Source organism: Novosphingobium sp. G106 (genome assembly GCF_019075875.1).
In the GTDB taxonomy this organism is placed as follows: Bacteria; Pseudomonadota; Alphaproteobacteria; order Sphingomonadales; family Sphingomonadaceae; genus Novosphingobium.
This window is the reverse complement of sequence record NZ_JAHOOZ010000001.1, coordinates 3,905,719-3,918,684: the sequence shown is the minus strand read 5'-3', so window position 1 is coordinate 3,918,684 and position 12,966 is coordinate 3,905,719. Positions and strand designations below refer to the sequence as shown.

Below are 12,966 nucleotides of genomic sequence, written 5' to 3'. Positions count from 1 at the left end.
GGCTGTTACTCGTGGCTGAAGATGTCGTGCTCGGGCCAGCCGGCAAGGTCGAGCCGGGCGCGCGACGGCAGGAAATCGAAGCAGGCTTGGGCCAGTTCGGTGCGGTGCTCGCGCGCCAGCTTCTCGACGAAGATCGCGTGCATGGCGTGGAGATGGCGCACGTCCGAAGCGGCATATTCCTGCTGCGCGTCGGACAGCACCGCGCCGCCCCAGTCGCTCGACTGCTGCTGCTTGGAGATTTCCTTGCCGAGCAGCTCCCGGACGATGTCCTTGAGGCCGTGGCGGTCGGTATAGGTCCGCGTCAGCTTGCTGGCGATCTTGGTGCAGAACACCGGTGCGGCGGTGACGCCGAGATAGTGTTCGATCGCGGCGAGATCGAAGCGCGCGAAGTGGAACAGCTTCAGCCGCGAAGGGTCGGCCAGCACGGCCTTGAGGTTGGGCGCGGCATAGGCGCTGTCCGCGGCGAAGCGGACGAGATGCTCGTCACCCTGCCCGTCGGAAATCTGTACGACGCAAAGCCGGTCGCGCGGGGTGATGAGCCCCATGGTCTCGGTATCGACGGCGACGGGACCCGGCGCGAGCACGCCTTCGGGGAGATCTTCTTCGTGGAAATGGACAGCCATAGGGCAAGCGGCTTAGGCCTATCTGCGCGCAAATCAAAGGGGTTTAGGGATCAAAACGATGGCAGCGGAAGCGGTTCCCGAAAGCTGGCGCGGCGCGATCGAGCCGGTGCTGGCGACGCGCGAGGCGAGGAAGCTCGGCGGGTTCCTGACGGCGGAAGAAGCAGCGGGGGAAACGAAATCTATCCCCCGCGCGGCAGCCGGCTACGCGCGCTCGAACTGACGCCGCTCGATCAGGTCAAGGTCGTCATCCTCGGACAGGACCCCTATCATGGCCCCGGCCAGGCGCATGGCCTGAGCTTCTCGGTGCCCGAGGGCGTGAAAGTGCCGCCGAGCCTGCTCAACATCTACAAGGAGATTGCCAGCGACCTCGGCATCGACCGGCCGGCGCAGGGCAATCTCGAGAAATGGGCGAAGCAGGGCGTGCTGCTGCTCAACAATGCGCTGACCGTCGAGGAAGGCCGCGCCGGATCGCACCAGAACCTCGGCTGGGAAGCGATCACCGACGCTGCCGTGGCGGCGGTGGCAGCGCGTGAGGAACCGGCAGTGTTCCTGCTCTGGGGCAGTCACGCCCGCAACAAGGCCTCGCGCCTACCCGGCCTGACCGGCGGCAGGCACCTCGTCCTCACCGCCCCGCACCCGAGTCCGCTCTCGGCCCATTCGGGCTTCTTCGGCTGCAAGCATTTCAGCCGGGCGAACGAATTCCCTCGAAGCGAACGGCCGCGGCGCAATCGACTGGCGGGTCTAACCCCCTCCATAATGGATTGATTTCCATGGACTGATTTGACTCTTCCCATCTGGTTAACCACGATGCGCGGAAGGGCAGAAAACAGGGGGGGGATAGGATGATGCGCGGTTTCGTTACCGCATTCTGGGCGATTGTTGGTCTGGCATTGGCCACGCCGGCGGCCGCGGCCGAAATGCTGTACACCGTTTCGAGCACGGCGAGCGGCACTCTTGCCGGGCAGAGCTTTTCTGGCAATTTCTCGATTACGACGATCGGCGACCTTGCCACGCGTAAGCAGTGTTCAAACGCGAGCGGCGTGATCGCAGGTTGCTACTTCGTGTTGAACAGCAGCGCCGTGCTCAAGCTCGGCTCGCTCGGCGAAGTGACGCTGACCAATCCGAGCGTAAGCTTCGTCAACATGCCGCAGAACACGTTCGGCTTCATCGAGTTCTATCCGCCGGTGCCGACCGGTAATACGTTTGCCTTCGTCACGACGCCATCGGTGTTCGCGACTTGGGACGGCGCATCGAGCCTGGGCCCGATTTCGGCCAACCTGACGGCCAGTACTTTCTTCCGCAGCTTCGTCGATACCAGCGGCGGCGTCCTCAAGCTCGATCCCAACCGGACGCCGGTGGCGGCCACGTTCACGGCTTCGCTGCGTGGCGCCGGTGTGCCCGAGCCGGCCACCTGGATGATGGCCATTCTCGGCTTCGGGCTCACCGGCGCTGCGATGCGCCGCCGCAGGATCAGCGCGCCGGTGCCTTCTCGACCTTAGGCAGGAATATCGCGAGCAGCCCGAACAGTGGCATGAAGGCGACCCACTGGTAGACGGTCTCGATGCCGACGCGGTCTGCCGTCCAGCCTAGTGCCGCCGCGCCGATGCCGCCGACGCCAAAGGCGAAGCCGAAGAACAGGCCCGAGACCATGCCGACGCTGTCGGGCATCAACTCCTGCGCGAAGACGACGATCGCGGGGAAGGCCGAGGCGAGGATCAGGCCGACCAGCATCGCCAGCGGCGGCGTCCACAGCAGGCTGGCATGGGGCAGCAGCAGGGTGAAGGGCAGCGCACCGAGGATCGAGAACCAGATCACGTACTTGCGCCCGAAGCGGTCGCCCAGCGGCCCGCCGGCGATCGTGCCCGCGGCAACGGCGGCGAGGAACAGGAACAGCTGGAACTGTGCCTGGGCGACCGTCAGGTGGAACTTCTCGATCAGGTAGAAGGTGTAGAAGCTCGTCAGGCTGGCGAGGTAGATGTACTTCGAGAAGACGAGGCCCAGCAGCACCAGGATGCCGATCCGTGCCTTGCCCTTCGGCAGCGGCGCGGCACCACGGGCCTTGCGCCCGGCCTGCAGCCGCGCGAGGCCGTGATGCTTGTACCAGCGGCTGACGTTCCACAGGATCGCGGCCGAGAGCAGCGCCAGCAGCGCGAAGAAGGCGAGGCTGGTCTGGCCGTAGCGGACGACGACCAGCGCCGCCGCCAGCGGCCCCAGCGCCTGCCCGGCATTACCGCCGACTTGGAACAGCGACTGCGCGAAACCGTGCCGGGCGCCGCTGGCCATGCGCGCGACGCGCGAGCTTTCGGGATGGAAGATCGACGAGCCCATGCCGAGCAGCGCCGCGCCGAGCAACACCAGCGCATAAACGTGGGCGATCGACAGCACGAGCAGCCCGGCCATCGAGAACAGCGTGCCGATCGGCAGCGCCAGCGGCACCGGCTTCTTGTCGGCGACAAGGCCGATGATCGGCTGCAGGATCGATGCGGTGATCTGGTAGACCAGCGTGATCAGTCCGATCTGGCTGAAGTTCAGCGTCAGTTCCTTGGCCAGCCCCGGATAGATTGCCGGCAGTAGCGACTGCATCATGTCGTTGATCAGGTGGCAGAGGCTGATGGCCACGAGCACGCCCATGACCGTGGCGTTTGCGGCGCTGGGCTTGATGCTCGTTTGGGTTGCGGGGCTGACAGTGGCCAATGGAATTCTCCTTCGTGAGCGCTCCCTAGCAGCTTCCAACTTGTCCCGCTTATGACTAGAAGCCTTTCTGTTATGAATTTGGGCCAATGGCAAAACGATCCCGACATCGAGGTGCCGCGTGCGGTGCTCGGGATCGGCAATGACTATCCGCCGTCGTTCGAGCTGGCCCGGCATACGCACAGGCGCGGCCAGTTCCTCCACGCGACCACGGGTGTAATCGCGGTCAGCACGCCGCAGGGGGCTTGGGTCTGCCCGCCGCATCGCGGGGTGTGGATTCCGGCTGGTACGCCGCATGCGGTGCGCATGATCGGCAAGGTCAGCACGCGCAGCGTGATGATCGAGCCGGCACCCGGCGATGCGCTCGATCCGCGCTGCCGCGTGGTCGAGGTATCGCCGCTGCTGAGCGCGCTGCTCGAGGATGCCGCCGCAATCCCGCACGAATACGACGAGGCCGGGCGCGACGGCCTCGTCATGCGGCTGATCGTCGCCGAAGTGGCCCAGGCGCCGGTGATCCCGCTCGCCATCCCCTTCCCGCGCGAACCGGCGCTCGCGGCGCGGTGCCATGCTTTCCTCGAAAGCCCCAGCATCAAGAGCGGGGTCGACGAATGGGCCGAGGCGCTGCGCCTCAACCGCCGCAGCTTCACGCGCCGCTTTCGCCAGGAGACTGGCATGAGTTTCGCCGAATGGCGCGAGCAGGCCTGCATCGCTGCGGCGCTCGAACGGCTGGGGGAGGGGGCTTCGGTGACCACGATCGCGCTCGACCTGGGCTATGAGAGTACCGCGAGCTTCTCGACGATGTTCCGCCGCGCACTGGGTGTTCCGCCGAGCCGCTATCAATCGGAGCGTGGCGAGCCTTAGGCCATACCCTTGCCGACCGTGGCTCGTACCGGGATCCCGTCAGGTTCGAAATCCTCCAGGCAGAACACGTTGATGCCCAGGAAGTCGGGCGTTACGCGCTTGCGGTGAAACGGATAGATGCCGCAGGTCCGGCAGAAGAAGTGCCGCGCGGTGTGGGTGTGGAACTGGTATTCCTGGAGGCCGTCGGTGTCGGAAAGAAGCTCGAACTTGCTCTCGTGGACTTTCACCATCAGCGCGTTTTTGCGACGGCAGATCGAGCAGTCGCAGGTGGTCAGTTCGGGAAAGTCGGTGGTGATCGCGAACCGCACGGCGCCGCAGTGGCACGAGCCTTCGTAGCGCGCCTCGGGCCGCGTCACGCCGGCACCGTCAGGCGCGGTTGCGCGGCAAACCAGGGTTCGAGGCGGGCCAGCGCTTCCTCGACCAGCGCGGTCGAGACCGCGAAGCTGAAGCGGATGAAGCGGCCGCCGTGGACGGGATCGAAATCGATCCCCGGCGCCGTGGCGACGCCGGTTTCCTCTAGCATCCGCCGGCAGAAGGACAGGCTATCCTCGGATAGATGCCCCACGTCGGCATAGATGTAGAACGCGCCGTCGGGCGGCGCGATGTGGCTGAGGCCCAGTCGGCCGATCCCCGCCAGCATCACGCTGCGGTTGCGCGCATAGGTCGCGACGTGGCGCTCCAGCTCCTCGCGGCAGTCCATCGCCGCGAGCCCGGCATGCTGCGCGAGGCTCGGCGGCGTGAGGAACAGGTTGCCCATCCGCGCCCGCGCCGGCTCGATCAGTTCCGGAGGCACGACCAGCCAGCCGAGCCGCCAGCCGGCCATGGAGAAGTACTTGGAGAACGAGTTGATCACGAGCGCATCGGGCGCGAAGGCCAGTGCCGAGCGCACCGGGCCGACATAGCTGATCCCGTGGTAGATCTCGTCCGAGACCAGGCGGATGCGGCGGCGCCGGCAGACCTCGGCGATCCGCGCCATCTCGTCCTCGGCGATCACCGTCCCGGTGGGGTTGGCCGGGCTGGCGACGATCACGCCTTCGGGCGCCGGCTCCAGCGCATCGAGCGCCGCGGCGGTCAGCTGGAAGCGCTCGGCCTCGCCGCAGTCGAGCTCGATCGGCTCCATGTGCAGCGCTTTCAGCACGTTGCGGTAGGCGACGTAGCCGGGCCGGGCCAGCGCAACCCGCGCGCCGGGGGCGAACAGCGTCGACAGTGCCAGCACCAGCGCGGGCGAAGCGCCGCAGGTCAGGACCACCTGCTCGGGCCGGATCGAAACGCCGTGCTGCTCGGCATAGAGCGTCGCGATCCGCGCCTTCAGGCCGGGATTCTCCCAATAGCCCATCGGATCGCTGTCGAGCACCTGATGCGCCACTGCGATCGCCGCGGCGGGCGCGCCGGTCGAGGGCTGGCCGTACTCCATGTGGATCACCGACCGGCCTTGGCTCGCAAGGTCATAGGCGAGTTCGCCGATGGCAATGGCGTGGAAGGGATCGATCGTCGCGGTCATGCGTTCTTCGTCGCATGAGGCGCGCGGAGGCGCAATCGGGATAGGCGGCACGACCGGTTCGAGATCGAACTTGGTCGGTTGTGGATGTAACACGGGCTGGCGAACCTATCGGACCTGCCACGGTGTCTGATAAATAGTCCGCCATGATAATTAGCTTCCATGAGGCGAGAAGACGCTTGCGCGGTAAGCACAAATCGCGGCTTGCCCGCGAAATTGGCGACACGCTCTCCCCGGGCATGATACTTCCGGACCCGCTGATCCAACTGTTCTATTGGATCGAGGCGAATGGGCTTTACGAAGATACTGAGGAGGAGCGCCGAGGCTTTCTTTTCCCACAAGACAAGATGCGGGAAGGCTGGACCGATGAGGGGCGACCTGGGGGGCACAGACATCAGTTTTGGTGCGGAGGCCGCATCAGACCTCAAATATTGGTTCGGTTCCGACAACCCGAAAATTGCACGGAGATTGAGCGCTTTTGCCAAAACCGGCAGCGAGGGGTCGTTGGCGGCGTTCTGGTTGGCCGATGATGGTTCGCAGAAGATCGTCCATATGGGTTCCGGTTCGGGCTCCACTATGGCCTGTGTATTGGCTGACGATCCGGTCGACTTTCTTCGACTGATCGCCATCGGCTATGATGAAATTTGCTGGGGCAGCGAATTCGCAAAGATGTACGGTGAGGATACCGAACACATCATTGGGCCTAACGACGCCTTCGCGGACTGGGTGATGCAAACATTTGATGTTTCGATACCGCGGCGTGGGATAGAAATCGTCAAATCGCTCGCGTTCACGGGAGATCCTGATTCATCAGACCCCTTTTGGCAATGGGTTGAGAAGGTCTCGGATTGATTCGAGCGCGCAAATTGATCGGGAGCAGTAACTAGAGCCTTCGGTACATCACCAGCGCGTCGACTTCGCCCAGCACCGGATGGGCGAAAGCGCCGGGCAGGGTACCGACGACCGCAAAGCCCAGGCTCTGCCAGAGGCGGACGGCGCGTTCGTTGGTGCTGACGACGAAGTTGAACTGCATCGCGCGGAAGCCGCGCGCCCGCGCCTGGTCGAGCGAGTGCTCGCACATGCGACGTGCGACGCCGCGGCCCGTGGCGGCAGTGGCGGTCATGTAGCCGCAGTTGGCGATGTGGTTGCCGCCGCCCGCCTGGTTGGCGCGCAGGTAGTAGGTGCCGAGGATCACGCCGTCCTCCTCGGTGACGAAAGTCGCCTTGTCGGGCGCGGTCCAGTAGGCGAGGGCGTCGGCTTCGCTCATCGTGCGATCGAGCGCGTAGGTCGTACCGTCGCGGATAGTCGGCATGATGATGGCCGTGATCGCTACGGCGTCGCGCGGCTCGGCGGGGCGGATGATCATGCCGTCAGACCATGGGCGCGGCGCGATTGCCGCGGTGGTGGAGCAGCGCGTCGAGCAGCGCCAGCGCGCGGGGCAGGCGTTCGCGGCTGAGGCTACCGCCGATCGAGACGCGGATGCCGCGCGACGGTTCGCTGCGGTCGGCGGCGAAGGCCTCGCTCGAGGCTGCGGAGAGGCCAGACGGCGCGAGCGCGCTTACCAACTGTGCAGGGGTCATGTCTCCGGCGAGCGGGATCCACAGATGGTAGCCCTCGGGGTCGGCGCGGTAGCTGCCGGGTGGGAGGATCTCGGCCACGATCGCCTGGCGGGCGATGCATTCGGCGCGGACTTCGGCGACCAGTTCGGCCCAGGTCTGGTCGCGCAGCCACTGCGTCGCCACCGCGACGTTGAGTGAGGGAGCCATGATCGTGGTCTCGTGAACGTCGGCGACCAGCCGCCAGGCATCGCGCAGCGAGGGCGCGCGAAGGTAGGCGACGCGCAGCGAGGGCGAGATGATCTTCGACAGGCTGGCGACATGCCAGGTCCGCTCGGGCGCGAGCGCGGCCAGTGGCGGCAGCGGATCGGAGCCGAGCCGGCCGTAGGCGTCGTCCTCGATGATGCGCAGGTCATGCCGCCGGGCGATCTCGGCCAGGGCGCGTCGGCGCTCGATGCCCATCGTCGCGGTGGTCGGGTTGTCGTTGGTCGGCACCAGGTAGACCGCGCGGATCGTCTGTTCGGTGCAGGCGCGTTCGAGCGCTTGGGGATCGATCCCCTGGGCATCGGCGGCTACGGGCACGATCCGCAGGCCCAGGCGCCGCGCGATCGCCAGCCAGCCGGCATAGACGAAGGGGCCCGTGCAGATCGCGTCGCCGGGCTCGAACGCCGAATTGGCAATGGCGTGGAGCGCGGTCTGCGCGCCGCTGACGACGAGTACGTTGTCCTCGTCGGCGTCGATGCCGCGCTGGGCGAGCCAGTCTGCGCCCGCCTGCCGGTCCTGCGGGGCGCCGCCGCTGGGCTGGTACTGCAGGCGGTTGGCGGCAGCGGGCCCGGAAAGGATTTCGCGCAGGCCGGCGGCGTAGCGTTCGGGCAGCGAGCTTCGCAGCGGCAACGGCGGCAGGTTCATGCCCGTGTCGAAGGGTGCGATCTGTTCGATCGCCGGGGCCGCCTCGCGCACGAAGCTGCCGCGGCGGCCGTCGGCGTCGATCAGGCCGAGTCGGCGGGCTTCGGCATAGGCGCGGGTGACGGTGCCGAGATCGACGCCCAGCGCATCGGCCAGTTCGCGCTGGGGCGGCAGGCGGTCGCCGGGCCGCAGTCGGCCCGCGTCGATGTCGCGGCCGAGCGCCGCGCTGATCGAGAGGTATTTCGGACCGGAAGCATGCCCGATTTCGGGTAGCCAATTTTGTACGTCAGTTTGTATTGACTTTGTTTGCATACAAACACCATATGGACCGTGCAAGGGTTCCGCAAGGGCGGAGTCGCGAAAAGGTGTGGCATGACTACCAAGCCCGTTCTCGCCAAGACTGTTCTCGAAGGTCGCGAGAAGTTCGAGTGGATCGTCCACTGCGGCTGGAAAGGCCTCTGCCCGCGCTGCGGCGAGGGGGGCGATGTTCCGCAAGTGGCTCAAGCTCAACGACACCTGCCCCGTCTGCGGGCTCGACTACAACTTCGCCGCGCCCGACGACGGCCCGGCCTTCTTCTCGCTCTGCATCATCGCCTTCCCGCTGATCTTCTTCGTGGTCTGGCTGCAGGTCGCTTTCGATCCGCCGTTCTGGGTCCACCTGCTGACTTCGTTTCCTCTGCTGGGGCTCGGCTGCATCTTCCCGCTCCAGCCGATCAAGGGCTGGCTCGTCGCCTCGCAATACGTCAACAAGGCGCAGGAAGCGGGCACCGAGCATCTCTGGGCGCAGCTCCATGCGCGCGACAAGGCCGATGGCTGAGGCGCCCTCGCTCGTCGAGCAGGCGCGCGATCTGGCGGCGGCCTTTCTGAACGGCATGCGCCGCCAGGATCTTGCGACGATGGTGCTGGCGGGTGGTGGCGACGACTTTCCCGAAGTCCTCACCGCGATGGCGCTGCTCGAAGCCCAGGCCGTGCGTAGCGAACGCCACGAAGCGGCGCTTCGCGCCTATGCCGATGCCGAGTTCTGGGACGACGCGCTGCCCGGCGGGTCGCTGGCCTCACACGACAAGGGCGAGATGGCGCGCAACGTGTTGATGGGCCGGCCGCCGTTCTTCCATCGCGACTGAGCGGGCCTACTTGATCTTCAATTCCTTGCGCAGCCACTGCCACAAGGCTTCGACCTCGCCGGCTGCCTTGCCTTCTGGATCGGCTTCGTTGGCGATCTGACCTGCGGCCGAGGACTGGTGGAAGGCGGCGCGGTCGCCGAAGCGGATCGGGCAGACTTTCAGGCCCAGCCCTTCGATGAAGCTGCTGGCTTCGGCGATCAGGTTGGTTGCCCGCGCCGGCACCGCGTTGAGCAGGACATAGGCCGGCGTGCCGGTATTGGCGACGAGATCGGCGGTGGCCTCGATCGCCTGGAGGTCGAAGGCGCGCGGCCGCGTCGGGATAAGCACAAGGTCAGCCGCTTTCACCGCCTCGCGTGCGGCGGCATCGGCATGCGGCGGGGTGTCGATGACGATCAGCTTCGCGCCCTTCTGCTCGGCGGCCTGGATCGTTCGCGGCAGCCGCACCGGCGGACAGGTGATCACTTCGGGCTGGAAGTCGCCGCGCCAGTCGCCCCAGGCGGCGGCGCTGGCCTGTGGATCGGTATCGATGACGCAAGCGATCTTGCCGCGGATCGCCGCCGAGGTGGCGAGGTGGATGGCGAGCGTGGTTTTGCCCGAGCCGCCCTTTTGGCTCACGATCGCGACTGTCGCCATGATGCTCCTTGCATTCCGAGGAAGCAGGATACGCTTCGTGAGGGCGTCTGTCACCAAGGCCGCACCTCGCCGCGTTGCTTCCCATTTGGGGATATGCGGTGCTGGGCCGCTGTGGTGTAGCTCCGGCCACTTCGCCGCTGGCCCTTGGGGACCGGCGGCCTTACCCTGCGCGCGAGACGGAATCGGGCGCGCGAAGACTCGGGAGAGACGGACAGATGGATCTACAGCTCACGGGCCGCCGCGTGCTCGTCACCGGCAGCAGCAGCGGCATCGGCGCTGCGGTTGCGCGGATGCTGGCCGAAGAGGGCGCGAAAGTCGTGGTCCATGGTCGGGATCGCGCGCGGGCCGAGGCCGTAGCCAAAGAGATGGGAGCGGTAGGCGTCGCGATCGGCGAGCTCAGCACCCAGGAGGCCTGCGACGCGGTCCACGCCGAGGCAGTGGCCGCGCTCGGCGGCAATATCGAGATCCTGATCAACAATGCCGGCGGCAATTCCGAAGGCAATTCGACCAAGCCGCCGCACCAGATCTCGGGCGAGCATTACCTCTCCAATTTCAACGCCAATGCGCTCGCGGCGATCCGGCTCACCAACCTCTCGATTCCCGATATGGAAGCGGCGAAGTTCGGACGGGTGATCAACGTGTCGAGCGCGGTCGCGGTTCAGCCGAACAACATGGGCGGCGACTATTCGGCCGCCAAGGCGGCGATGAACAACTTCACCGTCAGCCTGGCAGGCGCGCTCAAGGGCAAGGGCATCACGGTCAACACCGTGTCGCCGGGCATCGTCATGGTCGACGGGCTGCTGCGCATGGGCCGCGACCGTCTCAACAACCCGAACGCGAGCTTCGAGGAAGTGACCGATCTGCTCGTCGGCGCCGGCGTGTTCACCTTGCCGCCGGCCGGCCGGCTCGGCATTCCCGAAGATCTCGCGATCATCATCTGCACGCTCGCCAGCCCGCGCTCGGGCTATGTCACGGGCGCGAACTACCGCGTCGACGGCGGCCAGATCCGCAGCCTCAACTAAGGAAGGGCAGTCCTATGGCCGAGAAGAAATATCGCGTCATCCAGTGGGCCACCGGCACGGTCGGCACCGCGGCGCTCCGCCATTTCATCCAGAACCCGGCGATCGAGCTGGTCGGCGTCTATGTCACCAATCCCGAAAAGGCGGGCAAGGATGCGGGCGATCTCGCCGGCCTGCCCAAGACGGGCGTCCTCGCCAGTGATGACTTCGAGGCGATGATCGCGCTCGACGCCGACTGCGTGCTCTATGCGCCGGCGCAGGGGCCGACCTTGATCGAGACCGCATGCCGCCTGCTCGAATCGGGCAAGAACGTCGTCTCGCCGGCCGGACCGTTCCTGCCGAACAAGTGGTTCCCCGAAGCCGCCGCGCAGATCGAGGCGGCCTGCGCCAAAGGCAACGTCTCGTTCCACGGCTGCGGCGTCCATCCGGGCTTCTCGGGCGACATCCTGCCGCTGACCCTCGCGCGGCTGATGGCGCGGGTCGACACGGTCGAGGTCACAGAGATCATCGACAAGGTCCGCAACCCGATGATCTATACCGAGATGGCCGGCTTTGGGCTCGATCCCGAATTCCTGCTCGCCAATCCGCGCCGCTCGCCCGAGACTTACAAAGCGTTCTATTCGTCGATGGACATGCTGGCCAAGGGCCTGGGCAAGGAGATAGAGAAGGTTACGGTCAAGTTCGAGGTCGCCAAGGCCAAACGCGACATCACCCATCTCTACGGCGAAGTGAAGAAGGGAACCGTCGGCGGCCAGCACTATGAATGGACCGCCTGGGCCGACGGCAAGCCGCTGATCATCTTCAACTTCTTCTGGCAGCTCGGCGACAGCACCGACGATCTCGACCCGCTCTGGGAAGAGGGCGAGTCCTGCTATCGCGTCCGCATCCACGGCGACCCGCCGATGGAAGTGAAGGTGATGGGCATGCCCGAGGCCGACGGCCGCCGCCCGTTCCACGGCCTGCCCTGGACCGGCATCGTCGGCGCCACCGCGGTGCCAGCAGTCTGCGATGCGGCGCCCGGCGTGGTCAGCCACATCGACCTCGGCGTCGTGCAGATGCCGGGGCTGGCCGGGTAGAGGCCCGCAGGCGATGAGCGTGCGGATCGGCGTCAGCTCGGGGCTGGCCGCACCGCTCTCGCCGCGCGACTATTTCGCATGGGTCGATCTCTGCGAGCAAAGCGGGATCGACTCTATCTGGCATTCGGACCAGTTGCTCGGCGCCACGCCCGAGCCGCTGGCCATGCTTGCCGCGCTCGCAGGCCGGACGGAGCGCATGCGCTTCGGCACCAACGCCTTGGTCGTGCCGTTTCGCGATCCGGTGCTCGTCGCCAAGCAGCTCGCGACGATCGACTATCTGAGTGAAGGTCGGGTGTTCCCGGTTTTTGGCATCGGTCGCGCTTCGGATCCGTTCTACACCGCCACCTCTGCCGATCCCACCGAGCGCGGGCGAAGGGGCAACGAGGCGCTTGCGCTGATCCGGCTGTTGTTAGAGCAGGACGAAGTCGACTTCGCCGGCCAGCATTTCCAGTACCACGGCCCAGGCGTCCTGCCCCGGCCGGTGCGGCCGATCCCGCTGTGGATGGGCGGGCACTCCGCCGCCGCCGTCCGTCGCACCGCGCTACTCGGCAACGGCTGGCTGGGCGGCCTGCTCGATGCCGGCAAGGCCGGCGAGACCAAACTGAAGATCGAAGCGGCGCTGGCGGAAACGGGCCGCATCATCGAGCCCGACCACTACGGCGTGACCTTGCCCTTGCGCATCGGCGCGGCGGACGATCCTGCGATCGTCACCGCACGCGCTAACCTGAACGCCCGGCTGCCCAAGGAGGACCGCGCCGAGGGGACGCACGCCTTCGCCCTGGGCTCGCCCGAGGAGGTGATCGCGACGCTCAGAGTGCACGTTGCGGTGGGCATGGCGAAGTTCGTCGTGCTGCCCATCGCCAGCGGGATCGCCGACTTGCTCGAACAGACGCGGCTGCTCGTTCGCGAAGTTCTGCCGGCCATCGAGGACCGGACGACTTAACTCAACCAGCTGTAAGCGCTCCTGTAGGCCGAGCCG

At 66.4% G+C, this 12,966-nt stretch carries 14 protein-coding genes and 2 pseudogenes; 9 read left to right on the top strand and 7 right to left on the bottom strand.

The features are described from left to right. Nucleotides 1–5: 5 nt before the first annotated feature. Nucleotides 6–623, bottom strand: a complete 618-nt coding sequence (locus KRR38_RS18665; RefSeq protein ID WP_217404398.1) for a ribonuclease D — start codon at nucleotides 621–623, stop codon at nucleotides 6–8. A 58-nt stretch (nucleotides 624–681) separates the two neighbouring features. On the opposite strand from KRR38_RS18665, the pseudogene ung reads away from it, so the two are divergent. Next, a pseudogene (ung, locus tag KRR38_RS18660) lies at nucleotides 682–1,368 on the top strand (uracil-DNA glycosylase). A 100-nt stretch (nucleotides 1,369–1,468) separates the two neighbouring features. Continuing rightward, nucleotides 1,469–2,122 carry a PEPxxWA-CTERM sorting domain-containing protein gene (locus KRR38_RS18655; protein ID WP_254514865.1) on the top strand — a complete coding sequence of 218 codons (654 nt, stop codon included), beginning with the start codon at nucleotides 1,469–1,471 and terminating at the stop codon, nucleotides 2,120–2,122. Here KRR38_RS18655 and KRR38_RS18650 read toward each other — a convergent pair. Continuing rightward, nucleotides 2,094–3,254 (bottom strand): MFS transporter, encoded by a 1,161-nt coding sequence (locus tag KRR38_RS18650; RefSeq protein ID WP_217407333.1) that lies wholly within the window; start codon nucleotides 3,252–3,254, stop codon nucleotides 2,094–2,096. The genes KRR38_RS18655 and KRR38_RS18650 overlap by 29 nt on opposite strands. A gap of 135 nt (nucleotides 3,255–3,389) precedes the next feature. Here KRR38_RS18650 and KRR38_RS18645 point away from each other — a divergent pair, with 135 nt between their 5' ends. Beyond that, a complete protein-coding gene (locus KRR38_RS18645) occupies nucleotides 3,390–4,175 on the top strand; it encodes a helix-turn-helix domain-containing protein (protein WP_217404394.1) in 786 nt (261 codons plus the stop codon). On the opposite strand, the gene KRR38_RS18640 is transcribed toward KRR38_RS18645, so the two are convergent. Continuing rightward, nucleotides 4,172–4,531 (bottom strand): GFA family protein, encoded by a 360-nt coding sequence (locus tag KRR38_RS18640; RefSeq protein WP_217404392.1) that lies wholly within the window; start codon nucleotides 4,529–4,531, stop codon nucleotides 4,172–4,174. The genes KRR38_RS18645 and KRR38_RS18640 overlap by 4 nt on opposite strands. Then, a complete protein-coding gene (locus KRR38_RS18635) occupies nucleotides 4,528–5,676 on the bottom strand; it encodes an aminotransferase class I/II-fold pyridoxal phosphate-dependent enzyme (protein ID WP_217404390.1) in 1,149 nt (382 codons plus the stop codon). Before KRR38_RS18635 ends, KRR38_RS18640 begins: the two co-directional genes overlap by 4 nt. 363 nt (nucleotides 5,677–6,039) lie before the next feature. On the opposite strand from KRR38_RS18635, the gene KRR38_RS18630 reads away from it, so the two are divergent. Next, on the top strand, nucleotides 6,040–6,525 hold the full coding sequence (locus tag KRR38_RS18630; RefSeq protein ID WP_217404388.1) for a hypothetical protein: 486 nt from the start codon (nucleotides 6,040–6,042) through the stop codon (nucleotides 6,523–6,525). Between the two features lie 31 nt (nucleotides 6,526–6,556). On the opposite strand, the gene KRR38_RS18625 is transcribed toward KRR38_RS18630, so the two are convergent. Both KRR38_RS18625 and KRR38_RS18620 read right to left on the bottom strand, forming a co-directional pair. Next, a complete protein-coding gene (locus tag KRR38_RS18625; RefSeq protein WP_217404386.1) occupies nucleotides 6,557–7,039 on the bottom strand; it encodes a GNAT family N-acetyltransferase in 483 nt (160 codons plus the stop codon). A 4-nt stretch (nucleotides 7,040–7,043) separates the two neighbouring features. Beyond that, nucleotides 7,044–8,447: a PLP-dependent aminotransferase family protein gene (locus KRR38_RS18620; protein WP_217404384.1), complete on the bottom strand. Its 1,404-nt coding sequence runs from the start codon at nucleotides 8,445–8,447 to the stop codon at nucleotides 7,044–7,046. Between the two features lie 60 nt (nucleotides 8,448–8,507). Between KRR38_RS18620 and KRR38_RS18615 the strand changes: the two are divergent. Both KRR38_RS18615 and KRR38_RS18610 read left to right on the top strand, forming a co-directional pair. Beyond that, nucleotides 8,508–8,952: pseudogene (locus tag KRR38_RS18615) on the top strand (DUF983 domain-containing protein). After that, on the top strand, nucleotides 8,945–9,259 hold the full coding sequence (locus KRR38_RS18610) for a hypothetical protein (protein ID WP_217404380.1): 315 nt from the start codon (nucleotides 8,945–8,947) through the stop codon (nucleotides 9,257–9,259). Before KRR38_RS18615 ends, KRR38_RS18610 begins: the two are co-directional and overlap by 8 nt. A gap of 6 nt (nucleotides 9,260–9,265) precedes the next feature. Here KRR38_RS18610 and parA read toward each other — a convergent pair whose 3' ends face one another. Then, on the bottom strand, nucleotides 9,266–9,892 hold the full coding sequence (gene parA, locus KRR38_RS18605) for a ParA family partition ATPase (protein ID WP_217404378.1): 627 nt from the start codon (nucleotides 9,890–9,892) through the stop codon (nucleotides 9,266–9,268). 215 nt (nucleotides 9,893–10,107) lie between these two features. Between parA and KRR38_RS18600 the strand changes: the two genes are divergently transcribed. From KRR38_RS18600 to KRR38_RS18590, 3 genes are read left to right on the top strand one after another with little or no spacing between them, the layout of a single operon-like run. Next, nucleotides 10,108–10,914 carry an SDR family NAD(P)-dependent oxidoreductase gene (locus KRR38_RS18600; protein ID WP_217404377.1) on the top strand — a complete coding sequence of 269 codons (807 nt, stop codon included), beginning with the start codon at nucleotides 10,108–10,110 and terminating at the stop codon, nucleotides 10,912–10,914. A 14-nt stretch (nucleotides 10,915–10,928) separates the two neighbouring features. Beyond that, nucleotides 10,929–11,987, top strand: coding sequence for a hypothetical protein (locus KRR38_RS18595; protein WP_217404375.1), 1,059 nt, complete (start codon nucleotides 10,929–10,931; stop codon nucleotides 11,985–11,987). A gap of 13 nt (nucleotides 11,988–12,000) precedes the next feature. Then, the gene (locus tag KRR38_RS18590) at nucleotides 12,001–12,930 is read left to right on the top strand and encodes an LLM class flavin-dependent oxidoreductase (RefSeq protein ID WP_217404373.1); all 930 of its coding nucleotides are present in this window, start codon (nucleotides 12,001–12,003) and stop codon (nucleotides 12,928–12,930) included. Nucleotides 12,931–12,966 lie beyond the last annotated feature (36 nt).